The sequence below is a fragment of the Streptomyces sp. NPDC020965 genome, assembly GCF_044333555.1.
GTDB lineage: Bacteria > Actinomycetota > Actinomycetes > Streptomycetales > Streptomycetaceae > Streptomyces.
Window position 1 is genome coordinate 1 of the sequence record NZ_JBIRRE010000020.1, and the last position, 23,515, is coordinate 23,515.

The 23,515-nt window shown below is 71.5% G+C and carries 11 protein-coding genes; 9 read left to right on the plus strand and 2 right to left on the minus strand.

What is annotated here, in order from left to right; genetic code table 11:
• Together ACH4S7_RS35600 and ACH4S7_RS35605 are read left to right on the plus strand one after the other, a co-directional pair.
• Nucleotides 1–702 (plus strand): phosphopantetheine-binding protein (locus tag ACH4S7_RS35600; protein WP_398525566.1); only part of this gene is annotated, 702 nt, incomplete at its 5' end.
• Between the two features lie 5 nt (nucleotides 703–707).
• Complete coding sequence (locus tag ACH4S7_RS35605; RefSeq protein ID WP_398525567.1) at nucleotides 708–12,476, plus strand: type I polyketide synthase; 11,769 nt, start codon at nucleotides 708–710, stop codon at nucleotides 12,474–12,476.
• Nucleotides 12,477–12,813: 337 nt separating this feature from the next.
• Here ACH4S7_RS35605 and ACH4S7_RS35610 read toward each other — a convergent pair whose 3' ends face one another.
• Nucleotides 12,814–13,308 carry a YceI family protein gene (locus ACH4S7_RS35610; RefSeq protein WP_398525568.1) on the minus strand — a complete coding sequence of 165 codons (495 nt, stop codon included), beginning with the start codon at nucleotides 13,306–13,308 and terminating at the stop codon, nucleotides 12,814–12,816.
• A gap of 188 nt (nucleotides 13,309–13,496) precedes the next feature.
• Between ACH4S7_RS35610 and ACH4S7_RS35615 the strand changes: the two genes are divergently transcribed.
• Together ACH4S7_RS35615 and ACH4S7_RS35620 are read left to right on the plus strand one after the other, a co-directional pair.
• Nucleotides 13,497–14,912, plus strand: coding sequence for a sensor histidine kinase (locus ACH4S7_RS35615; protein WP_398525569.1), 1,416 nt, complete (start codon nucleotides 13,497–13,499; stop codon nucleotides 14,910–14,912).
• 3 nt (nucleotides 14,913–14,915) lie between these two features.
• Nucleotides 14,916–15,566: a response regulator gene (locus ACH4S7_RS35620; protein WP_398525570.1), complete on the plus strand. Its 651-nt coding sequence runs from the start codon at nucleotides 14,916–14,918 to the stop codon at nucleotides 15,564–15,566.
• Between the two features lie 75 nt (nucleotides 15,567–15,641).
• Here ACH4S7_RS35620 and ACH4S7_RS35625 read toward each other — a convergent pair whose 3' ends face one another.
• A complete protein-coding gene (locus ACH4S7_RS35625; RefSeq protein WP_398525571.1) occupies nucleotides 15,642–16,907 on the minus strand; it encodes an activator-dependent family glycosyltransferase in 1,266 nt (421 codons plus the stop codon).
• A 209-nt stretch (nucleotides 16,908–17,116) separates the two neighbouring features.
• On the opposite strand from ACH4S7_RS35625, the gene ACH4S7_RS35630 reads away from it, so the two are divergent.
• The 5 genes from ACH4S7_RS35630 (at nucleotide 17,117) to ACH4S7_RS35650 (ending at nucleotide 23,426) form a co-directional block, all read left to right on the plus strand.
• Nucleotides 17,117–18,073 (plus strand): NAD-dependent epimerase/dehydratase family protein, encoded by a 957-nt coding sequence (locus ACH4S7_RS35630; RefSeq protein ID WP_398525572.1) that lies wholly within the window; start codon nucleotides 17,117–17,119, stop codon nucleotides 18,071–18,073.
• A 331-nt stretch (nucleotides 18,074–18,404) separates the two neighbouring features.
• Entirely contained in the window at nucleotides 18,405–19,715 is a 1,311-nt protein-coding gene (gene rfbH / locus ACH4S7_RS35635) for a lipopolysaccharide biosynthesis protein RfbH (protein WP_398525573.1), read from the plus strand.
• A gap of 146 nt (nucleotides 19,716–19,861) precedes the next feature.
• Nucleotides 19,862–20,896 (plus strand): Gfo/Idh/MocA family protein, encoded by a 1,035-nt coding sequence (locus ACH4S7_RS35640; protein WP_398525574.1) that lies wholly within the window; start codon nucleotides 19,862–19,864, stop codon nucleotides 20,894–20,896.
• Nucleotides 20,883–22,145 carry a macrolide family glycosyltransferase gene (locus ACH4S7_RS35645; RefSeq protein WP_398525575.1) on the plus strand — a complete coding sequence of 421 codons (1,263 nt, stop codon included), beginning with the start codon at nucleotides 20,883–20,885 and terminating at the stop codon, nucleotides 22,143–22,145. Before ACH4S7_RS35640 ends, ACH4S7_RS35645 begins: the two co-directional genes overlap by 14 nt.
• Before the next feature lie 72 nt (nucleotides 22,146–22,217).
• Nucleotides 22,218–23,426 carry a macrolide family glycosyltransferase gene (locus ACH4S7_RS35650; protein ID WP_398525576.1) on the plus strand — a complete coding sequence of 403 codons (1,209 nt, stop codon included), beginning with the start codon at nucleotides 22,218–22,220 and terminating at the stop codon, nucleotides 23,424–23,426.
• Nucleotides 23,427–23,515: the final 89 nt, after the last annotated feature.

The following is a 23,515-nucleotide window of genomic DNA, read 5'->3' on the forward strand; positions in this document are numbered from 1 at the left end:
GTGCGGCCGTTGGATCCTGAGGTGGCGGTGGGTGTGTTGGAGTCGGTGTCCGGGTGTGTGACGGTGGTGGATATCGACTGGTCGCGTTTCGTCCCCGCGGTGACGGCCGTACGCCCGAGCCCGCTGTGGAATGAGATAGTCCCGCCAGGGGTGATCGCCGCCGCCGGTGCTTCCCCCAGCGGCGGACTCCGCCAACGACTGGCCGAGATGCCGGTAGGCGTACGACGCACAGCGGTGATCGACGTCGTACGGAGGCAGGTCGCCGGCGTACTCGGCTTCAGCGACCCGACGGTCATTGAGGCCGGCACGGCCTTCCGTGACCTCGGATTCGATTCGCTCACCGCCGTCGAACTCCGCAACGCCCTCGCGGCGGAGGCCGGCCTCAGGCTCCCGTCGACGCTCGTCTTCGACTACCCGACGACCGTCGTCCTGGCCGAATATCTGCTGGGCGAGCTGGCGGACGGAGCCGCCGACGGCGACCGGGACGCCGGCACCGAACTGGACCGGCTCGAAGCAACCCTGCTCGCGCTGCCGTCGCACGAGGTCACCAGGATGCGCGTGGCGACCCGACTGCAACAGCTAATGAAACGACTGGAAGCCGCGGCCGACGACAGCGGCACCGGTCAGATCTCGGCGAAGATCGAAGCCGCCACATCCGATGACATCTTCGACCTTATTGACAACGAGATCGGGACGCGGTGAGCCTGATGGCCAACGAGGACAAGTTTCTCGAATATTTGAAGAAGGTCACGCTCGAACTGCACGAGACCAAGCAGCGGCTCCGCGATCTGGAGTCGACCGGGGACGATCCGGTGGTCGTGGTGGGGATGGGGTGCCGCTTCCCGGGGGACGTGGACTCGCCGGAGGGCCTGTGGGACCTGGTCGACGGTGGCGTCGACACGATGGACGGATTCCCCGCCGACCGGGGCTGGGACACGGGCGACGATTTCGCCCCGGTGGGCGGGTTCGTCACGGGGGTAGCCGATTTCGATGCGGGTCTGTTCGGGATCTCGCCGCGTGAGGCGTTGGCGATGGATCCCCAGCAGCGGCTGCTGCTTGAAGTCGTCTGGGAATCCCTGGAACGCGCGGGTATCGGCCCCCTCTCCTTGCGCGGTGCACCGGTAGGGGTCTTTGCGGGCACCAATGGCCAGGACTACCCGACGGCGTTGGCGCTGGCCGGAGAGTCGGCCGACGGGTACGGCGGTACGGGCAGTTCCGGCAGTGTCCTGTCCGGCCGGATCGCCTACACACTGGGCCTGGAGGGTCCCGCCGTCACCATCGACACCGCATGTTCTTCTTCTCTCGTGGCCCTGCACCTGGCCGCCCAGTCACTGATGTCCGGCGAATCCACACTCGCCCTGGCCGGTGGTGTGACGGTCATGTCGACGCCCGGCGCGTTCATCGAGTTCGCTCGCCAGGGCGGGCTCGCCGAGGACGGCCGGTGCAAGGCGTTCTCGGACGACGCGGACGGTACGAGTTGGGGCGAGGGCGTCGGTGTCCTCGTTCTGGAGCGCTTGTCGGACGCCCGCCGCAACGGACGTCGCGTCCTGGCTGTGGTCCGTGGCTCGGCGGTGAACCAGGACGGCGCCTCGAACGGCCTCACCGCGCCGAACGGCCCCTCCCAACAGCGCGTGATCCGGGAGGCATTGGTCAACGCCGCCCTCACGCCCGCGGATGTGGACGCGGTGGAGGCGCACGGTACGGGGACGACCCTCGGCGACCCGATCGAGGCGCAGGCCCTCCTCGCCACCTATGGCCAGGACCGGACCGATCCGCTGTGGCTGGGCTCGATCAAGTCCAATATCGGCCACACCCAGGCGGCGGCCGGCGTCGCCGGCCTGATGAAGATGATTCTCGCCCTTCAACACCAGGAACTCCCGAAGTCGCTCCATGTGGGTACACCCTCGTCGCATGTGGACTGGTCGGCCGGTGCGGTGGAGCTGCTGGCGGAGTCACGGCCGTGGCCCAGGACGGATCGGCCACGCCGGGCGGGGGTTTCCTCGTTCGGCATCAGCGGCACCAACGCCCACGTGATCATTGAGGAGGCTCCCGAGGAGGCCCCCGAGGAGTCGGCCCCGGAGCGCACACCCGGCGTCGAAGTCCCTCTGGTGCCCTGGGTGATCTCCGGCAAATCAGCCGATGCGGTCGCAGCTCAGGCGGCCCGGCTGCTAACTGCCCCGGACGCGGAGCCCGCAGAGATCGGGCGCTCGCTGGCCACCACACGGGCGGCTCTGGAGCATCGCGCGGTGGTGCTCGGCGCCGACCTTGGGCGGTTACGGGCGGGGCTGGAGGCAGTGGCTGCCGGTGAGACGTCGGCGAGTGCTGTTCTGGGTGTGGTCAATGGTGGTCTGACTGGTTTCGTGTTCTCGGGTCAGGGTGGTCAGCGGTCCGGTATGGGTCGTGAGCTGGCCGAGGTCTTCCCGGTGTTCGATGCGGCGTTGAATGATGTCTGTGCGCACTTCGATCCGCTGCTGGATCGTTCGTTGCGTGAGGTGATGTTCGAGAACCCTGAGGGACTTCTTAGCGGTACGGGGTGGGCTCAGCCCGCGCTGTTCGCCATCGAGGTGGCCCTCTTCCGATTGGTGGAGTCCTGGGGCCTGACGCCTGACTATCTGGTGGGTCATTCGGTCGGTGAGCTGGCTGCCGCGCATGTGTCGGGTGTGCTGTCCTTGGACGATGCCTGCCGTCTGGTGGCGGCGCGTGCGCGGTTGATGGATGCCCTTCCTGCCGGTGGTGCGATGTGGGCGGTACGGGCTTCCGCGGATGAGGTCACCCCCCACCTGATCGACGGTGTATCGGTCGCCGCTATCAACGCCCCCGGACAGACAGTCCTTTCCGGCTCCCGTGCGGCCGTGGAGCAGGTCGCCGCCGCACTCCCGGACCGTAAGGGCCGCTGGCTCGATGTCAGCCACGCCTTCCACTCCCACCTCATGGACCCGATGCTGGACGCCTTCCACACCGAAGCGGCCGGGATCGAGCACCAGCACCCCCGTATCCCGATCGTCTCCACCCTCACCGGCGAGGCGGTCACCGACTTCACCGCCGACTACTGGACGGACCAGGTCCGAGGCACGGTCCGGTTCGCCGACGCCATCGAGGCCCTGACCACCCTCGGTGTCACCCGCTTCATCGAGCTGGGCCCCGACGCGACGCTCGTCGGTGCCATCGCGGACACCTGCGACAGCACAGCGGTCTCCCTGCTCCGTCGTGACCGCCCCGAACCGGCCAGCACGATTACCGCCCTGGCCCGCCTCTGGACCACCGGCGCCTCCATCGACTGGACGGCGTTCTACACGCCGACCGGCGCACGAGTCATCGACCTCCCCACCTACGCCTTCCAACACCAGCGCTACTGGCCGACCGCACGGCTGTCGGCGGGGCCGCAGCCGCTCGGTTCCACTCGCGCGGGACACCCGCTGCTGAACGCGGTGATCACCCTCGCGGGCTCCGACGAGGTACTGCTCCTCGGCGGGCTGTCGGCGCATACCCAACCCTGGGTGGCCGATCACCAGGTGGCCGGTCGCATCGTGTTCCCCGGGACCGGATTCCTTGAACTCGCCCTCTGCGCCGGGGACCGCGTCGGATGCGAGCAGATCGAGGAACTCACCATCACCACACCGCTGGTGATTCCCTCGACGGAAATCGTGCACCTCCAGTTGCTGGTCGGCACCCCGGACAGCACGGGCTGCCGGTCGCTGCGGATCTCCTCCCGACTCGACGGCGAGCCATCCGACCGCTGGACCCACCACGCCAGCGGGACGCTCGCTCCCGCGCCCGCCGATGAGCCGTCCGCGCCGTCTGACCCGTCCGAGCCGTCCGAGTGGCCGCCGACGGACGCCCAAGAGCTGGATTCGGACGGTCTCTACCAGGACCTGGCCGCGCTGGGCCTCCAGTACGGACCGGTCTTCCGTGGGCTGCGGCACGCATGGCGGCGCGGTGCGGAACTCTTCGTCGAGGCCCTGCTCCCCGCCTCGCCCCAGCGGGAGGCGGAGCCGTTCGCCCTGCACCCGGCAGTCCTTGACTCCGTGCTGCACTCCCTCGCCCTCTCCGCCGGGGGAGACCCGGTCGCCGGGGCCGGGGCCGACGATCAGCCCGGCCGGCTGCCGTTCTCCTGGAGCGGTGTGACACTGCACGCCGTGGAGGCCACCGCCCTGCGGGCACGGCTGACGGTCACCGGACCGGAGAGCGTCGCGCTCCATGTCGCCGACGCCGCCGGGCGTCCGGTGGCCGATATCGCGGCCCTGACGCTCCGGCCCATGGCGGTGGACGCCATCGCCGCAGGCCGCCAGGCGGACGCCACCCCCCATGACGCCCTCTACCGTCTCGACTGGACACCGGTCACCGACACCACGCCGGGCACCGACCCGGCTGGCTGGGCGGTCATCGGCACGGACGACGGCGTCTTCGGGCCAGGCACCAGGCATCCGGACCTCGCGGCCCTGCGCGCGGCGCTCGACGCCGGTTCACCCGTGCCGGACACCGTCGTAACCAGCGCGGGACGACCCCGTACCGCATCCCCCGACGCAGGTGCGGGCAGCGCCCCCGACCTCGACCCCCGGGCCACCCACGACGCCGTGCTGAGCGCGCTCGCCCTGATCCAGGAGTGGCTCTCCGACGAGCGGTTCGACGCCTCCCGGCTCGTCTTCGTCTCGGACGGTGCGGTGGCCACCGGTCCCAGCGACACGGTCCGCGATCTGTCCGGTGCCGCCGTCTGGGGTCTCGTACGGTCGGCGCAGTCCGAACACCCCGGACGGTTCCAGCTCGTGGACGCGGCCACCTCGCCCGCCCCGGCGATCGCATCGGAGGAACCGCAGATCGCGGTGCGGGACGACGGGCTGCTGGCCTGCCGACTGGTGCCAGCCATCGCCACCGCCCCCTCGGCCCCCACCCGTACCGAAGCGGCGTCACCCGGCTGGGACGCCACGGGCACGGTGCTGGTCACCGGCGCGACCGGGGACCTCGGCGGGGTGATCTGCCGGCACCTCGTCACCGAACACGGGGTACGGAACCTCCTGCTGCTCAGCCGACGCGGCCCCGATGCCCCGGGCGCGCCCGAGCTCACCGCCGAACTGACCGAGCTCGGCGCGCTCGTCACCACCGTCGCCTGTGATGCGGCCGACCGCGACGCGCTCGCGGCGGTACTGGACGCCGTCCCCGCCGACCGGCCGCTGACCGGGGTCGTCCACACCGCCGGCGTGATCGCCGATGCCACGGTGACCTCCCTCGATGCCGACCGGGTAGGGAGCGTGCTGCGCCCCAAGGTGGACGCCGCCCTCCATCTCCATGAGCTGACCCGCGACCGCCCCCTCTCGGCGTTCGTCCTCTTCTCCTCCGTCTCGGCCGCCCTCGGCGCCCCGGGGCAGGGCAACTACGCCGCCGCCAACGCGTTCCTCGACGCACTCGCCGAACGCCGTCGGTCCGAAGGTCTCGCCGGACTCTCCCTCGGCTGGGGCCTGTGGGACCGGACGAGCACGATCACCGGAGGGCTTGGCAAGTCCGATGTGCGGCGTATCGCGCGCGGCGGTGTCGTGCCGCTCTCCGCGTCCGAAGGCGTCGCCCTCTTCGATCTGGCGGCCTCGGCCGAGCACGCGGCAGTCCTCCCCATGCGGCTCGACCTCGCCGCCCTGCGGGACGCCGGAGAGCATGTTCCGCCGATGTTCCGCGCCCTGGTCCGGCGACCGAGGCGGCGCGCGGCGGAGGCGGGCTCCGCGCTCTCCGCCTCGCTGGTCGACCGGCTCACCGCCCTCGCCGACGATGAACGCCGCGCGGCCATGCGCGAATTGGTACGGGAGCGGGCGGCCACCGTACTCGGCCATGACCGGGCGGAAGACATCGCCGTCGACCAGCCGTTCCGCGATCTCGGCTTCGACTCCCTCACCGCAGTCGAACTGCGCAACCACCTCAACGCCGCGACCGGGCTGCGGCTCTCCGCGACCCTGGTGTTCGACCATCCGACCGCGGCGGCCGTCAGTGAGCACCTGTTGGAACGGCTACTCGGCGCGGAGCCCCCGGCCCGCTCCGAGCCCCGGCTCGCGCGGCGCACCGAGGACCCGATCGTCATCGTCGGGATGAGCTGCCGGTTCCCCGGTGGTGTGCGGTCGCCCGACGATCTGTGGGAGCTGGTCTCGTCCGGCTCCGACGGTGTCACGCCGTTCCCCACCGACCGCGGCTGGGATCTGGAGCGGCTGTACGACGCCGACCCGGACGCCGACGGCGCCAGCTACGTACGGCAGGGCGGATTCCTGCATGAGGCAGCCGACTTCGACGCCGCCTTCTTCGGGATCTCACCCCGTGAGGCGCTGGTCATGGACCCGCAGCAGCGGCTGCTCCTGGAGTCGGCGTGGGAGGCGATCGAGTCGGCGGGCATCGCCCCCGCCACCCTGCGGGGCCAGCGGACCGGTGTGTTCGCCGGGGTGATGTACCACGACTACCTCGCCCGGCTGCGGACCGTCCCCAAGGGCGCGGAGGGCTTCCTCGGCACCGGTTCGGCGGGCAGTGTGGTCACCGGCCGGGTCGCCTACCTCCTCGGGCTCGAAGGGCCCGCGGTGACCATCGACACCGCATGCTCCTCCTCCCTGGTGGCGCTCCACCTGGCGGCGCAGGCACTGCGCGAGGGCGAGTGCGCGATGGCACTAGCCGGTGGGGTGACCGTGATGGCGACCCCCGGCACCTTCATCGACTTCAGCCGCCAGCGGGGGCTCGCCGCCGACGGCCGCTGCAAGTCGTTCGCGTCCGCCGCCGATGGCACCGGCTGGGCCGAGGGCGTCGGCATGGTGCTCCTGGAGCGGCTCTCCGAGGCCCGCCGCAACGGACACCGGGTCCTCGCCGTCGTCCGTGGCTCGGCCGTCAACCAGGACGGCGCGTCCAACGGACTGACCGCGCCCAACGGCCCGGCCCAGCAGCGGGTGATCCGGCAGGCGCTGGACCGCGCCGGACTGCGGCCGTCCGAGGTGGACGCGGTCGAGGGGCACGGCACCGGCACGGTACTCGGCGACCCGATCGAGGCACAGGCGCTGCTCGCCACCTACGGCCAGGACCGCCCCGACGGCGAACCGCTCCGGCTCGGCTCCATCAAGTCCAACATCGGGCACGCCCAGGCGGCGGCCGGAGTCGGCGGAATCATCAAGATGGTGCAGGCGATGCGACACGGCGTACTGCCGCCGACCCTGCACGTGGACGAGCCGACCGCGCAGGTCGACTGGTCGGCCGGACAGGTAGAACTGCTCACCGAGGCGGTGCCGTGGCACCCGGCCGGGCGTCCCCGGCGCGCCGGGGTCTCCTCCTTCGGCATCAGCGGTACGAACGCGCACGTCATCCTGGAGGCGCCGGCCCCCGAACCGGCTCCAGCCCCGGCCGCGGGGGAAGCGCCGCGCACCCCGCCGCTGGTTCCGCTGCTGCTCTCCGGTCGGACCGAGGACGCCCTACGGGCGCAGGCCGCGACGCTCCGGGGGCATCTGACGAACCGTCCCGAGATCACCCCCCTCGACGCCGGTTTCTCGCTCGCCACCACCCGGACCGTCTTCGACCACCGCGCGCTCGCGATCGGCGCCGACCGGGACACCCTGCTGTCCGCGCTGGACACCGTCGCGGCCGGTGGGACCGCGCCGTCGGTGGTGCGCGGCCGGTCCGCCGAACGCCGGGTCGCGTTCCTCTTCACCGGCCAGGGCAGCCAGCGGGCCGGTATGGGACGGGAGTTGTACGAGACGTCACCGGTGTTCGCGGAGGCGCTGGACGCCGTCTGCGCCCTGCTCGATCCGGAACTCGACCGTCCGCTGCGTGAGGTGCTCTGGGACGAGCCCGCCGCGACCGCCGAGCACCGTCCGCTGGACACCACGGGGTACGCCCAGCCCGCGCTCTTCGCGCTGGAGGTTGCGCTCTACCGGTTGCTGGAGTCCTGTGGCGCGGTCCCCGACCAACTGGTGGGCCACTCGATCGGCGAGCTCGCCGCCGCCCATGTCGCCGGGGTTTTCTCGTTGGAGGACGCCTGTCGGCTGGTCGCGGCGCGCGGGCGGCTGATGCAGGCGCTGCCGCCCGGCGGTGCGATGGTGGCGCTGCGGGCGACCGAGGCCGAGATCCTTCCCCTGCTTGGGGAGGGGGTGGGCATCGCCGCGGTCAACGGGCCGGACGCTGTCGTCCTCTCCGGCGAGGAGGGCCCCGTGCTCGCGCTCGCCGAACGGTTCGCCGACCGGCCCAGCAAGCGGCTGCGGGTGAGCCACGCCTTCCACTCGGCCAGGATGGAACCGATGCTGGCCGAGTTCCGTGCCGTCGCCGATTCGGTGACGTACCACCCGGCCCGGATCCCGGTCGTACCGACACTGGGCAACGAGCCCGGCGACGGTACGGGCGCCGCTCTCGGGGACCACACCGACACGGGCACGGACCCAGGGGACAGCGACCGGATGTGCCGCGCCGACTACTGGGTACGTCAGGTCCGGCACGCCGTACGGTTCCATGACGCGATCACCCGGCTGCGGGCGGCCGGCGTCACCCACTTCGTCGAACTCGGCCCCGACCCGGTACTCGTCACCGCCGTCCAGGAGTCCGGACCGGTCGACGGGGAGCCGCCGCTCACCGCCCCGGTCCTGCGCCGGGGGCGGCCCGAGCTCCGGACGTTCGGTACGGCGCTGGGCGGGTTGCTCGCCCACGGCACCCGTACCGACCACTCCGCGTGGTATGCCGACAGCGGCGCGCGCCGCGTCGACCTTCCGACCTACGCGTTCCAACGACAGCGCTATTGGGCCGACGCCACCGCCGGGCCCGCCGATCTCGCGGCGGCGGGGCTGGCCGGTGCCGATCACCCCCTGCTCGGCGCATGTCTGCCGCTGCCCGACGGCGGGTTCGTCTGCACCGGGCGGCTCTCGTCCGCCACCCATGCCTGGCTCGCCGACCACCGGGTCGCCGGCCGCGCGGTCGTCCCCGGCACGGCGCTGCTCGAACTCGCCGTGCACGCAGGGGACCACGGCGGCTGCGGCCTGGTGGACGAACTGGTGCTGGCGGCCCCCCTGCCACTCGACTCCCCGCACGAACGGCAGCTCCGGCTCGTCACCGGCGCGGCGGACGAACGGGGCGACCGGATCGTCCGCGTGCTCTCCCGGTTCGCCGACGCATCCGCCGACGAGCCGTGGACCCAGCACGCGAGCGGCGTCCTGACCGCGTCCCGACCGGCGCCGAGCACCAACCCCGGCGCCGAGCCGTTCGATGGATCGGTGTGGCCGCCAGCGGGTGCCCTCGCCATCCCACTCGACGGGTTCTACGACACCCCCGCCCCGCCCCCCGACGCTCCCGCCTCGTCCGCCTCGTCCTCCGACGCCTCCGCCCCGCGCCCCGCCCTGCCCGACGCCACCCCCCTGCCCGACGCGCCGGGCGTCGCATACGGGCCGGCCTTCCAGGGCCTGCGGGCCGCCTGGCGCCGCGATACGGAGCTGTACGCCGAGGTGGCCCTGCCCGATTCCGTGGCCTCCGACGCCGGCCGGTACGGTCTGCACCCGGCCCTTCTCGACGCCGCCCTCCACGGACTGGCCCATCTGCTGCCGGACGCCGCCGGTCGGCTGGTGCCCTTCTCCTGGAACGGCTTCGACCTGAACGCCCAGGGCGCCACCGCCCTCCGCGTACGGCTGACCGCGACCTCCTCCGAACAGGTGGCGATCAGCGCCGTCGACCCGACCGGCGGGGCCGTGGCCGAGGTCGGCTCGCTGACGCTGCGCCCGCTGGCCGAGATCCAGGCGGGAGGCGCCCCGGCCGCCACCCCGTACACCGACTCGCTGTTCCGGGTGGCGTGGACACCCCTGCCGACGAGCGACCCGACGATCTCCGCGCACCGGCATGTACTCGTCGGCTCGGACGCCTTGGGGATCGCTGCTCCGCTCGCCGAAGCGGGCGTCGTGGTGGAGTCCTTCGCGGATCTGACCGCACTCGGCGGCGCCGTGTCGACCGGGATGACCCTCCCGGAGACGGTGCTGGTCACCTTCGACGGCAGTGCCGCCGACTCCGGACTCGAACTGGTCGACGGCGTACGGGAGCTGACCGCGGCGGCCCTGGAGACGGTCCGGGCCTGGGTCGCCGACGAGCGGTTCGCCGACTCCCGGCTGGCCTTCGTCACCCGGGCCGCGCTGGCCGGCGGCCAAGGGCGCCCCGACGATCTCGCCTGTGCACCGCTCTGGGGTCTGGTGCGGACCGCGCAGTCGGAGAATCCCGGCCGGTTCGTCCTGGTGGACCTCGACGGACACCCGGAGTCGGTGCTCGCGCTCCCGGCGGCGCTCGAAACCGGTGAACCCCAGCTCACCGTCCGCGCGGGCCGTCCCTGCGCCGGCCGGCTGGTACGCGTCACGGCGCCCCCGCCCACGACACCCGACCTCTCCCCACCCACCACGGAAGCACCCGCCGCGGAAGCGTCAGCCGCGGAAGCGTACGAATCGGCAGCTTCCGCCACGGAAGCGTCTCGAACCGGTACACCCGCCGCTTCCCCCGCATCCCGTACCGCCGCCCCCGCCCCCGTCCCCTCCCGCGCTCGTCCCTGGGACCCCGACGGCACCGTCCTGCTCACCGGCGCCACCGGTTCCCTCGGCGGACTGCTCGCCCGCCATCTCGTCACCGGGCGCGGTGTGCGCCGACTGCTCCTCCTCAGCCGCGGCGGCTCCGCGTCCCCAGGTGGCGCTGCGCTCCGCGACGAACTCTCCGGCCTCGGCGCCGAGGTCGACCTGGTCGCCTGCGACGCCGCGGACCGCGAGGCCCTGGCGGCCACCCTGGCGGCGATTCCCCGGGAGCACCCGCTCACCGCGGTGATCCACCTCGCCGGTGTCCTCGACGACGGGGTGATCACCGCGCTCACCCCGGAACGGTTCGACACCGTGTTCCGCGCCAAGGTGGACGCCGCCCTCCATCTGCACGAGCTGACGGCGGACACACCCCTCGCCGACTTCATCCTCTTCTCGTCGTCGGCGGCCACGTTCGGCACCCCGGGACAGGCCAACTACGCCGCCGCGAACGCCTTCCTCGACGCCCTGGCGGAGCGTCGGCACGCCGACGGACTGCCCGCCGTCTCACTCGCCTGGGGCGCCTGGGAGACGGGTATGGCCGCCCGGCTCGACGGCGTGGACCGGGGCAGAATGGCCCGGGGCGGTGTCCTCGCCCTCAGCGACCGGCAGGGACTTGAACTCTTCGATGCGGCCCTGCGCCTGGACGCCGCCGCGGTCGTACCCGTCCGTCTCGACACGGCCGCGCTCACCCCGGAGACGGCCCCGCTGCTGCGCGGCCTGGTCCGGTCCACCGGTCGGCGGGTCGCCGCCGTCGCCGATGCCGGGGACTCCCTGGCACGCCGACTGGCCGCGCTGGACGAGCCGGGCCGGCAAGCGGCGGTGCTCGATCTCGTACGGGGCGTCACGGCGGCGGTCCTGGGGCACGCGTCGGCCGACGAGGTCCTGCCCGAGCAGCCGTTCCTCGAACTCGGGCTCGACTCGCTGACCGCCGTGGAACTGCGCAACGCGCTGAACACCGCGACCGGCCTCCGGCTCCCGGCCACCGTGACCTTCGACCATGCCTCGCCGCTCGCCCTCGCCGATCATCTGCACACCGAACTGGCCCCGGCGGCGACCGCCGTGCCGGACGGGACACCGACCGCGCCCACGAGGGGCACCGGGGCCGCCGCCTTCAATGACACCGTCGGCGCGCTCTTCCGCCAGGCGTGCGAGAGCGGCCGGCTCCGCGAGGGCTTCGAACTGCTGAACAGCGTGGCCCAGCTCCGCCCGACCTTCGCCGACGCAGCCGAGGTGAGCCAGTCGCCGACCTCGGTCCGGCTGGCCAAGGGCCCGGAACCGGTCCGGCTGATCTGCTTCAGCTCACAGGTGGCGCTGGCCGGAGTGCACCAGTACGCACGGTTCGCCTCCGCGTTCCGTGACATCCGGGATGTGATCGCCCTGGCGGTGCCCGGGTTCGCCAGCGGTGAGCCGCTGCCCGCGACCCAGGACGCCCTGGTCGGTCTGTTGGCGCGGATGGTGCGGGAACAGGCCCAGGACGGACCGTTCGCCCTGCTCGGCTCGTCGTCGGGCGGTGTCCTCGCCTATGCGACCGCCGCCCGGCTGGAAGAGGAGGGTCACGCGCCGTCCGGTGTGGTGCTGCTCGACACCTATGTGCCGGGCGACGACTCACTCGGCCAGTTCGAGGACCAACTGCTCGGCGGGATGTTCGAGCGGGAGGCCAGCTTCGCCCGGATGGACGCGGCCCGGCTGTCGGCGATGAGCTGGTACTTCAACCTGCTGGGCGGCTGGGCACCGGAGAAGCTCGCGGCACCGGTGCTGCTGGTGCGGGCGGGGGAGCCGATGGCCGGTGGGGAGGGGCTGCCGCCGGAGCGCTGGCAGACCGGATGGAGCGCGGCGGACGAGACCGTGGATGTGGCCGGCAACCACTTCACCATGATGGAGGACCTGGCGGGGTCGACCGCCCGGGTGGTGGACGACTGGCTGCGCGGCCGGGCGGAGTGACCCCCGCGCCCCGCAACACCCGCACCCCCGCGCCCCTGACGCGCGCGGGGGTGCGGCCCGTATCTGGCGAGTGCCCGTACCTTCAGACGGGGGTTGGTCGATGGGCCCCTACGACGATCGGCTCGCCCTCCCGGAGGAGAGCGAGCCGATACGGGTGACGGGGCGAGCCGGACACCCGACCCCTTGCAGGAGTCGGAGGCGGCGCCGTTTCCCGGACGAGCCGTGTGCATGAGGCGAGCCGTGCCCCTGCGCGGGGGATGTTGCAGGGGCACGGCTCTCTTCGGCCGTGTGGGACGGCCGTTCTGGGGGGCCTGTTCGGCCGGTGACGCTCTCGCGTCTACAGATGTACGCAAGTGAGATGGAGCGAGATGTCGAGTCGACGCCCGACCAGCCGGGGGGACGCCGTCACGCCGAACTCGGTCCGGTCGACGGATGTCGAGGCGTGGATGGTGAACATCCCCGCCGCGACGGCGGATTCCTCGATCAGCAGGCTGGCCGGCCGGGCGACACCGCACACCGTGAGCGTGCCGTGCACCGCGCGGCGGTCCACCTGTTCGGAGGCGAAGGCGATGAGCGGATACCGGTCCGCGTCCAGGAAGCGCGCCGACCGTACAGCACGGTCCCGGCGGGTGTTTCCCGTACGCAGACTCGCCGTCTCTATCTCCACACTGAGGCTTGAATCCGTGAGTGGCTCCGCTATGTCGATGGTTCCGGTCCGGATCGCGAACTCGCCATGCGCCGCCAGCAACCCGAAGAAGTGCCGGGTCGTGAAGGCGATGGTCGAGCTGTCGGTGTCGATCTCGTAGCGACCCAACTGGGGAGTCGCTGTCACGTGATCCCATCTCGCGTCCATGGCCCCATTCCACTCCAGGCGGGGAGGCGCGCGGCAGAGCGAGGAGTCGACTCTCGATACGACGAAGTGCTGGTCGTACGGATGGGAATACGACTTTCGTAGGGTTCCGCCCAGGACGAAGGACTGCCTCGTGTTCAGCGGGCGCGCCAGTGGCCTAACGTGTCCGCATGACTGACGGACCGTGGCACCGCCGGCACAGGTCGGCCGTGGATGTGGCCATCGCGGTCTTCTTCATGGGGCTGGACACCGGATTGACCCTGTTGGGCGCCAGTTGGTGGCCGGAGGAGCCGGGGGCTTTCGCCTGGTTCATGCTCGGCGCGCAGGCCATTGCCTGCTTCTCCCTGGCAGTCCGCCGACGCGCCCCGTTGACCGTGCTCGCCGTCCTCGGCGCGTTCACCCTCGCGGTGACCCTGCTCATCTCGCCGTGTGACGCCTTGACCCCGGCCACCGAGGGAAACCTCTGGGCGCCCTACGCAACGGTGCTTGCGGCCTACGGGCCGATCTTCTACCGCGAGAACCGCGAGATCCGCAAACGCCCCCCGTACCCCCAGCGCGCTCCGTATCCCCAGCGCGCCCCCTACCCACAGCGCCGGCCGCACGCCCAGGGGCTCCCGTACCCCCAGGGCCAGGGCCTCGCGGCCCGCCGCCCGTACCCCCAGCGACTGCGGGTCCGCCCATCGGGCCTCTCGCTCTTCCAGGGCTCCCACGGCCCGATTCACCGTCCGAACGGAGAGAACCGGTGGACCGAGTATCTGCCGCTCGCCGTCTTCACCGTCATCGTCGCGCGCGTGTGGGAGCTATCGCCCACGATCATCACCGTGGGGCTGCTCCGCACCACCGTGGGACCCCTGCTGGCGCTGTACGTCGACACCCGCAGACGGCTCGTCCTGGCGCTGACCGAGCGCGCCGAGCGGGCCGAGCGGGAGCGTCACCTCCTCGCCGAACAGGCCCGCGCCGAGGAACGCGTTCGGCTGGCGGGCGAGATGCATGACGTCGTGACCCACCGGGTGAGTCTGATGGTGCTCCAGGCCGGGGCGTTACGGATGACCGCGAAGGACGAGGCGACCCGCCAGGCCGCCGAGGAGCTCCGGGCGGCCGGCTGCCAGGCCCTCGACGAACTACGCGACTTGGTCGGCATCCTGCGCACCGAGCCGGGCGAGGACCAGACGCCGTCGGTGGCGGGGTTCGCCGCGCTGGTCGCCGAGTCGACCGCGGTGGGCACCCCCGCCGAACTGGTCGAGGAGGGGGACCGGGCACTCGCATCGCCCGTCGTCGGACGCACGGCCTACCGCATCGTCCGGGAGGCGCTCACCAATGTGCGCAAACACGCCCCCGGCGCCCGGGTGACCGTACGGGTCGCGTACGAGGAGGCCCAGGTCCGGCTCTCGATCCGCAATACACCGCCGACCGCCCGGCCCAGCAGGTCGCTCGTCGGCACCGGTTCTGGGCTCGGCATCGCCCACCTGCGGCAGCGCATCGAGCTGGTGCACGGCACCCTGCGCGCCGGCCGCTCGCCGGACGGCGGGTTCAATGTGGAGGCCACCCTGCCCGCGTACATCCCGACCGCCGAATCGGCGGTGTGAGCCATGGTGCGTGTCGTGGTCGTGGACGACGAACCGATGGTCTGTGTCTTCCTGCGGACCATCCTCGGTTCCGCCGATGACATCGAGGTCGTGGACGAGGCCCACGACGGCGCCGCGGGTGTCGAGGCGGTGCTGCGCAGCAGGCCGGACGTGGTCCTCATGGACCTGCGGATGCCGGGGGTGGACGGCCTCACCGCGATCGAGCGGATCGCCGAGTTCGCCGACCCGCCCGCCATCGTGGTCCTGACCACCTTCGACGCCGACCAGTATGTGCTGCGCGCGTTGCGCGCCGGGGCGTCCGGATTCCTCGTCAAGTCCACGCCCCCGGAGGACCTGATCGGGCTGGTCCGGGTCGCCGCCGAGGGGCACACCGTGATGTCGGCCGCCGCCGCGCGCCGGCTCGTCGCGGCGTCGACCGACCGCCTCTCCGCCCGCGACCGCGCGCGCAAGCTCGTGGAGTCGTTGACGGAGCGGGAGGTCGAAGTGCTGGCCTGTCTCGGCGAGGGCCTGCCGAACGCACAGATCGCGGAGCGGCTGTTTCTGTCCGAGGCCACCATCAAGGGCTATGTGTCCCGGATGCTGGAGAAGCTGGGATGCGGCAACCGCACCCAGGCCGGACTGATCGCCTACGACGCCGGACTGGTCGAACTCTGACCGTCCCCCCCGGCCGGCCGGGGGGACGGAACGGCTGCGGAGGCCCCGGGCCGGGGGCCTCCCCAGCGGCCTGGCTCAGACCTTCCAGGGCGTGGTGCGCCGCTCGACCGCGAGCCGCTCCAGCGTCGGCACCATCTCGGCGGGGGAGGGGTGCGCCACCGCCTCGTCGCGCAGCCGGTCCGCGTTCTTCTGGAACGAACCCTCCCCGAGCATCCGCGCGACGCCGTCCCGCACCTGGTCCGCCGTCGCCTTGCTGCTCTCCAGCGCGATGCCCGCGCCCTGGCTCTCCACCCGCTGCGCCCGGGAGAACTGGTCGGCCACCAACGTGGACACCACCAGTTGCGGGACACCGTGCACCATCGCGGTCGCGGAGCTGCCGAAGCCGCCGTGGTGCACCAGCGCAGAACAGGTCGGCAGGATCGCGTTCAACGGCACCGACTGGGCGACCCGCACATTCGATGGCACCGTACCCAACTCCGCCACCTGCGCCGGCAACAGGGCGGCGACGACCTCGACGTCCAACTCCGCCAGCGCTTCGAGCAGATCCGTCTTGGAGACGTAGTCGCCGCCGTACCGCTCGAAGTTCGACGCGCCGAGGCTCATACAGACCCGCGGGCGCTCCGGAGGAGTGTTCAGCCAGTCGGGGAGCGCGCCAGGGCCGTTGTGGGGGACGAAGCGGATCGGGGTGCGCGGTGCGTTGGTCGGCACACCGAGGGACGTCGGCAGCGGGTCCAGGGTGAGCTGCCCGGTGACGGACTCATCGGTGAAGGTGCCCCCGTGGTCGGCGGTGCGACCAGTCAGGTAGTCCCCGAGCGGGTCGCGCCGGACGTCGGCCGGGGCCTCGTCGTACAGCTTCCGGAAGTACTGGCGCTTCAGCACCCAGACGTCGGAGAAGCACAGCGACCGCACATGTGCCGCGCCGACCACGCCGGCGGCGATCGGCCCGGAGTAGGTCAGGGGGTCCCAGACCACGAGGTCGGGCTTCCAGGACCGGGCGAACTCCACCAGGTCGTTCATCATCGGCTCGTTGTACATCGCGCAGCCGAAGGCGAAGAGCTGCGCCCGCTCGACCTCGGCCTCATAGGTCAGCTTCGCCGGGTCCAGTTCGTTCCAGTTGAGCGACTCCCACTCCTGCGAGTCACGGTTCGCGCTCATCCCGGCGCTGATGGCGTCGTTGCTTCCCACCGCCACCGCGGGCATACCGGTCTGGGCGATGGAATCGACGAACTGCACGGTACTGGCGACACGGACCTCATGACCGGCGGCCCGCATGGCCCAGGCGATCGGTGTCATGCAGTACAGATGCGATTTCTCGGGAATGGTCGCGAACAGCACGCGCACAGGGGACTCCTCAGTGGACGGGTGGTCCGGTGATGCGTCCAGGTTCGTCCGCCGGCGGGGCCGGTGGGAGGCGCTACCGCGCGAGTCGGGGGAAACACCCAGAGTTGCCCCTGCGTACGGGCCCTTCGGCGCCCACCGCCCCCATAGTGGCCGCAGGTGCGGCCGCTCCAGGACGGCCCCCTCGGCCAGACCATCCAGGAGGGCGCGCCATGCGTGCAGTCAGTTCCACGGACCGGGTCGAGCCGACCGCTGTGGTCCTCGGAGCGTCCGGTTTCATCGGCCGCAATGTGTGCGCCACGCTGTCGGCCGAAGGCTGGTCGGTGGCCGCCGTCGTCCGCCGCGCCGCGGACCTTCCGGCGGGGGTCCGGACCATACGGCTGGACGCGGGCCGGGCGGACACCGAGACGCTCACCGCCATGCTCACGGCCGAGCGACCCGCCCTGGTGGTCAACGCGGCGGGTACTCCGTGGGCCGTCACGGACGAGCAGTTGACCGAGGGCAATGTGGCGCTGGTCGCCCGGCTCGTCGACGCGGTGGCGACCCTGCCGGACCCGGTCCGGCTGGTGCACATCGGATCGGCCTACGAGTACGGCAACCACCCCGGCGAGGAACGGCTCGCGGAGACACTGGAGTGTCGTCCGGTCGGCCGGTACGCGCAGTCCAAGCTCGCCGGAACCACGCTCATCGGGGAGGCCGTCACGGCCGGGCGGATCGACGCGGTCGTGCTGCGGATCTCGCTCTGCGTCGGCCCGTACGCGTCGTCACAGAGCCTGCTCGGCGGCCTCGCCCACCAACTGGCGGCGGGGCCTCCCGTGTTGGAGCTGCCACCGATAGACGGTGAGCGGGACATCGTCGATGTCCGCGACGTCTCCGATGCGGTGCTCTGCGCGGTAAGAGCGGACAAGCTTCCGCCGGTGATCAACATAGGCGCGGGGGCCGGGGTCCGGTTGACCGACGGCGTGGACACGCTGATGCGGATCGCCGGATCGACCGCCACCATCGTCCGCGGGCCGGTGCCCGCGGTGCGCCGCGACCGGGGGGTGGGTGCACAGCCACTCGATATCGAGCTGGCGCGGAAGGAGTTGGGCTGGTCCCCGGTCCACACCCTGTCCGATTCGCTGATCGCCCTCTGGGACAGCATTCCGCGCCCCGCCGAGACGCACTAGGCCCACCTCGCCGAACAGCCCCGAGCAACCGTCCCGACCATCCCGACCATCCCGACCGTCTCGACCCGATGGACCGACAGACCCGAAGAACCCGCTCGACCTGAGAAGCCTGAGACACCCGTGAAGCCCCAGCAGCACTGCGGCCCCGGACCCCGGGATCCCGGCCGGGCGGCACCGAAGCGGACACCGGGACCCCCGGCCGACAGACTCGGGGCGGCCCCGCTCCCCCCACCCGCCGATCACCGACCAGGCACCCGGACCGAGGCGTCCGCCCACGCCGGCGATCTCGACGCAAACCATTCGACCATCGCAGTGGACGGAGAGAGCATTCATGGCCGACACGGACGTGGAGTCCATTCTGGAGCTGACGCGGAAACTTCATCGCGACCGGGCGGCGTCCGATAGGGGATTCGTCCCAGGGATCACCCCGATCCTGCCGTCGGGCGCCGTCCTCGACGAGGACGACCGCGCGGCCCTCGTCTCCCACGCCCTGGAGATGAAGATCGCCTCGGGCGCTTCCGCGCTCCGCTTCGAGCGGCTGTTCGCCAAGGCGATCGGTGTCCGCAAAGCGCATCTGACCAACTCTGGATCGTCCGCCAACCTCCTCGCCCTCGCTTCACTGACCGTGCCGGAACTGGAGGATCGCCGGCTCCGGCCGGGTGACGAGGTGATCACCGTGGCGGCGGGCTTCCCCACCACGGTCAACCCGATCCTCCAGTGCGGGCTGGTGCCGGTCTTCGTCGATGTGGAACTCGGCACCTACAACGCCACCTTCGAGCGGATCGAGGCGGCAATCGGCCCGCGCACCAAGGCGATCATGCTGGCGCACACCCTGGGCAATCCGTTCCAGGTCGCGGAGATCGCCGAACTGGCCCGGGACCGCGACCTCTTCTTCGTGGAGGACAACTGCGACGCGGTGTGCTCGACCTATCAGGGACGCAACACCGGCACCTTCGGCGACTACTCCACGGTGAGCTTCTATCCGGCCCATCACCTCACCATGGGGGAGGGCGGCTGTGTGCTCACCAATACGCTGGAGCTGGCGCGGATCACCGAGTCCATGCGGGACTGGGGACGCGACTGCTGGTGCGAGCCGGGTGAGGACAACAAGTGCCTCAAGCGGTTCCAGTACCAGATGGGTGATCTGCCGCGCGGCTACGACCACAAGTACATCTTCTCGCACGTCGGTTACAACCTGAAGGCGACCGACATCCAGGCGGCGCTGGGCCTGACCCAACTGGTGAAGCTCCCCGACTTCGTCGCGGCCCGCAAGCGCAACTGGCGGCGGCTCCGCGAGGGCCTGGACGGGCTGCCGGGCCTCCTGCTGCCGGAGGCCACCCCGGGCAGCGATCCGAGCTGGTTCGGCTTCGTCATCACCTTGACCGACGACGCGCCGTTCGGCCGACCCGAAATGGTGGAGTTCCTCCAGTCGCGGAAGATCGGCACCCGGCTGCTGTTCGCCGGGAACCTGACCCGGCATCCCGCCTACCGGACCGAGACCTACCGGGTCAGCGGAGACCTGACGAACAGCGACATCATCACCGAACGCACATTCTGGATCGGAGTCTATCCGGGAATCACCACGGAAATGATCGACTACATGATCTCCTCCATTCGTGAATTCGTCGCCAAGCGACCCTGAGCCGTTTCTGGGGAAAGTCGCAGAGTGTCCGGCCGCACAGAGCCCGGGCACCGGGTCGGCGGAAGAATGACTGCCCGCTGTCCGGACTCGTCGTGGTCGGTGTACCGACATTCCGTTGTGGGGGAATTCAGTTCGGGAGGAACCGTATGTCTGACGCTGAGCCGATCGGGATCGGAGTGCTCGGCGCCGCCGACATCGCCTGGCGCCGTAGCATCCCGGCCATCGAACGCTGCGAACAACTGCGGCTGGTGGCCGTGGCCAGCCGCACCCTGGACAAGGCGGAACCCTTCGCCGACAGGTTCGGCTGCGCGGCCGTCGCCGGCTACGAGCGGCTGCTGGAACGCGACGATGTCCAGGCCGTCTATGTGCCGCTGCCGAACGCGCTGCACGAGGAGTGGGCGGACGCCGCCCTGCGAGCGGGCAAGCACGTCCTGGTGGAGAAGTCCCTGACCGTCAGCGCCACCGCCGCCGAGGAGCTGGTGGCGACCGCCCGGCGAAGTTCGCTCGCCTTCATGGAGAACTTCGCCTTCCTCCACCACACCCAGCACGACAGGGTCCGGGCACTGGTCGCCGACGGCGCGATCGGGACCCCGCTCTCCTTCAGCAGCTCCTTCGGCATCCCGCGGACCGCCCCCACCCTCATCCGCTACAGCAGGGAGCTGGCGGGCGGCGCGCTGCGGGAGATCGGCTGCTACCCCGTCCGGGCCGCCCAGCTCTTCCTCGGCGACGACATCCGGGTGGTGGGTTCCCGGCTGCGGCACGAGCCCGCCGACGGCGTCGATGTCGCGGGTTCGGCCCTGCTCAGCGACGGCGCGGGCGTCACCGCGCACTGCGACTTCGGCCTCACCCACTCCTATCGGAACACCTACGCGATCTGGGGCAGCGAGGGCCGTATCGAGGTGGACTGGGCCTTCACCCCGCCCCCGGAGACCCGCCCCCTGATCCGACTGCACCACGCCGACTCCCGGGAGGAACGCGTCCTGCCGGCGTCCGACCAGTTCCTCGGGATGCTCACCACGTTCGCCGAGGCGTGCGCCGAACCGGCGGCCCACGAGCGGTTCGGCGACGACGCCGTCCGCCAGGCCGCGCTGCTGGAGTCGATCGCGCGGCGGAGCGACGCCGAAGAGGGCGAAGGCCCGTGCCCGGACCAGCTATCGAGGAGCCCCCATGTCACCGCATAGCCGTACGGCCCGCCCGGGCGACGGACCGGCCGCCGGCACCCCGGGGCTGCACGTCCTCTGGTTCGGCTTTCCGGCGTACGGCCACATCAAGCCCACGCTCGGCGTGGTGGAGGAACTGATCGGCCGCGGGCACCGGGTCACCTATGTGGTCGCCGACCGGCTCGCCGCCCGCGTCGCCGAGACCGGCGCGCGCGTGGTGCCGTACTCCTCGCCGTTCCCGGAGTCGATCACCACGACGGGCGGTGTCGACCTCGCGACGACCATGCTGATGGGGTTCGTGGAAGAGAGCTTCGCCCCGCTGGAGACCGCCCTGGAGTGCGCGGCGGCAGATCGGCCCGATGTGATCGTGCACGATGCGCTCGCCTCGGACACGGCCGTGGCGGTGGGCCGCAGGCACGGTGTGCCCACCGTCCGTACCTACGCCGGTTTCGGCACCAATGATCAGGTACCGCTGAACGGCACCGAGAACCAGCCCGACCAGGTGCCCGCCGATCCGACCGACCCCCGGTTGCGAGAGCTCGGGGCCCGGCTCACCGCCCGGATCGAGGCGGCGGGCGTGGCGGACCTGCTCGCCGACGGCATGGCCAGCGGCGACGACGCGGCGCTCAACGTCTCCTTCGTCACCAGGGAGTTCCAGATCAGGGGCGAAACCTTCGGCGACGACTACCTCTTCGCCGGACCGTGTCCGCGGCCCGCGGACTACGCCGGCTCCTGGAAGCCCCCGGAGAGTGCCGCGCCGGTGCTCCTCGTCTCCCTGGGCACCAGCACCAACCGCCGTCCGGACTTCTTCCGCGGCTGCGCCGAGACCTTCGCCGAAACGCCCTGGCACGTGGTGATGACCCTTGGCACCGGGGTCGATCCGGCGTCGCTGGGGCCACTGCCGCCCAATGTCGAGGCCCATCCGTGGATCCAGCACCCGGTGGTCCTGGAGCACGCCACCGCGTTCGTCTGCCAGGGCGGCACCGGGAGTCTGATGGAGGCGTTCCACCAGGGTGTGCCCGCCGTGGTCGTCCCGCAGCAGTGGGACGCCCACGCGACGGCCCAGCACGTCGTCGACCTCGGTCTGGGCCGGGCGATCCCGCCCGCCGACCTCGACGCCGAGTCCCTGCGCGTCGCGGTCGACGCGGTCGCCGCCGATGTGCCGACCCGCCGCCGGGTCGAGGAGATGCGCCGCTCCACCCGGCGCGCACCCGGTGCCGTCGGCGTGGCCGAACGGCTCGAAACCATCGCGGACCGGGGCGTCCAGTAGGGCGCTAGGGACTTCCCCACACTTCGGCGCACACCCACAGAGGGCCCCTCGTTCGGGTGACATGCTGCTGGCATGTCCAGCTATCACGTGGCGTTCCTCCCGCTTCCCGCGTTCGGACACATCACCACGGTGCTACCCGTGGTCGAGGAACTGGTCCGACGCGGTCACCGGGTCACCTTCGCGACGACGGAGAAGTACGCGCCGCTGGCGGAACGCGCCGGCGCGCGCGTACTCCGGTACGAGTCGTGGCTCGCGTCGCGCAAGATACCCGAACGGGTGGACGCCGAGTATCTGGCGCACGAACCCGTACGCTCCATCGACGAGGCCATCGCCACCGTCCCGCTCTACGAGGCCGGGTTCGGTGACGATCTGCCGGACGTCCTCCTGTACGACGTCGCCACCTTCGCGGCCGGCCGGGTGCTGGCCCGCAAGTGGGGGCGGCCCGCCATCCAGATGTACGGGACGTTCGCGTCCAACGAGCACTACTCGCTCACCCAGCGGATCGGCGAACTCTACGCGGGTCAAATAGACCGTGAGCACCCGGCGCTCATCGACTTCTTCGTCAAGCAGGGGCGGCTGCTGAGCCAACACGGCCTTGACGGTCTGACGCTGGAAGAGTTCAACGCCCCGTCCGAAGAGTCGAACCTGGTGTTCGTGCCCAAGGCGCTCCAGCCCGCGCACGAGACCTTCGACGACCGGTTCGCCTTCGTCGGCGCCAGCCTCGACACCGGCCGCGCCGACCAGCCACCCTGGCAGCCGCCGGAGCCGGACGAGCCACTCGTACTGATGACCCGCGGCAGCTTCAGCTACGACCACCCGGAAGGGTACGTACGCACCTGTGTGGAGGCGTTCGCCGACACCCCGTGGCACGTGGTCATGTCGGCGGGCGAACTGGTCGACCTGGACGCCGTCGGCCCCGTACCGGACAACATCCAGATCATGGAGTGGGTGCCCCAACTGGCCGTACTCGACCGGGCGGACGTCTTCGTGAGCCACGCGGGCACCAACAGCGTGGTGGAGTCCCTGTACTTCGGCACCCCCGTGGTCGCCGTACCCCAGATGCCCGAGCAGCGGATCGTCGCCGCCCGGCTGGCCGAACTGGGCCTGGCCGTAAGGCTGTCGCCGGACGAGCTGACGGCCGACCGGCTGCGGTCGGCCGTGACGGAACTGGCCGCCGACGACGCGACCCGCGCCAGGGTCCGGGCGCTCCGTGACCAGATGCGCGCCGACGACGGCCCGTCACTGGCGGCGGACCGCATCGAAGAACGGGCCAAGGGCTAGGGTCTCCTTCGGGTCAGGCTGGAGCCCAGCAAGGCCCGGACGAGCGGCCCCAGGGCGTCGGACCCGCCCTCCCCCCGGCGTTGTCCGCG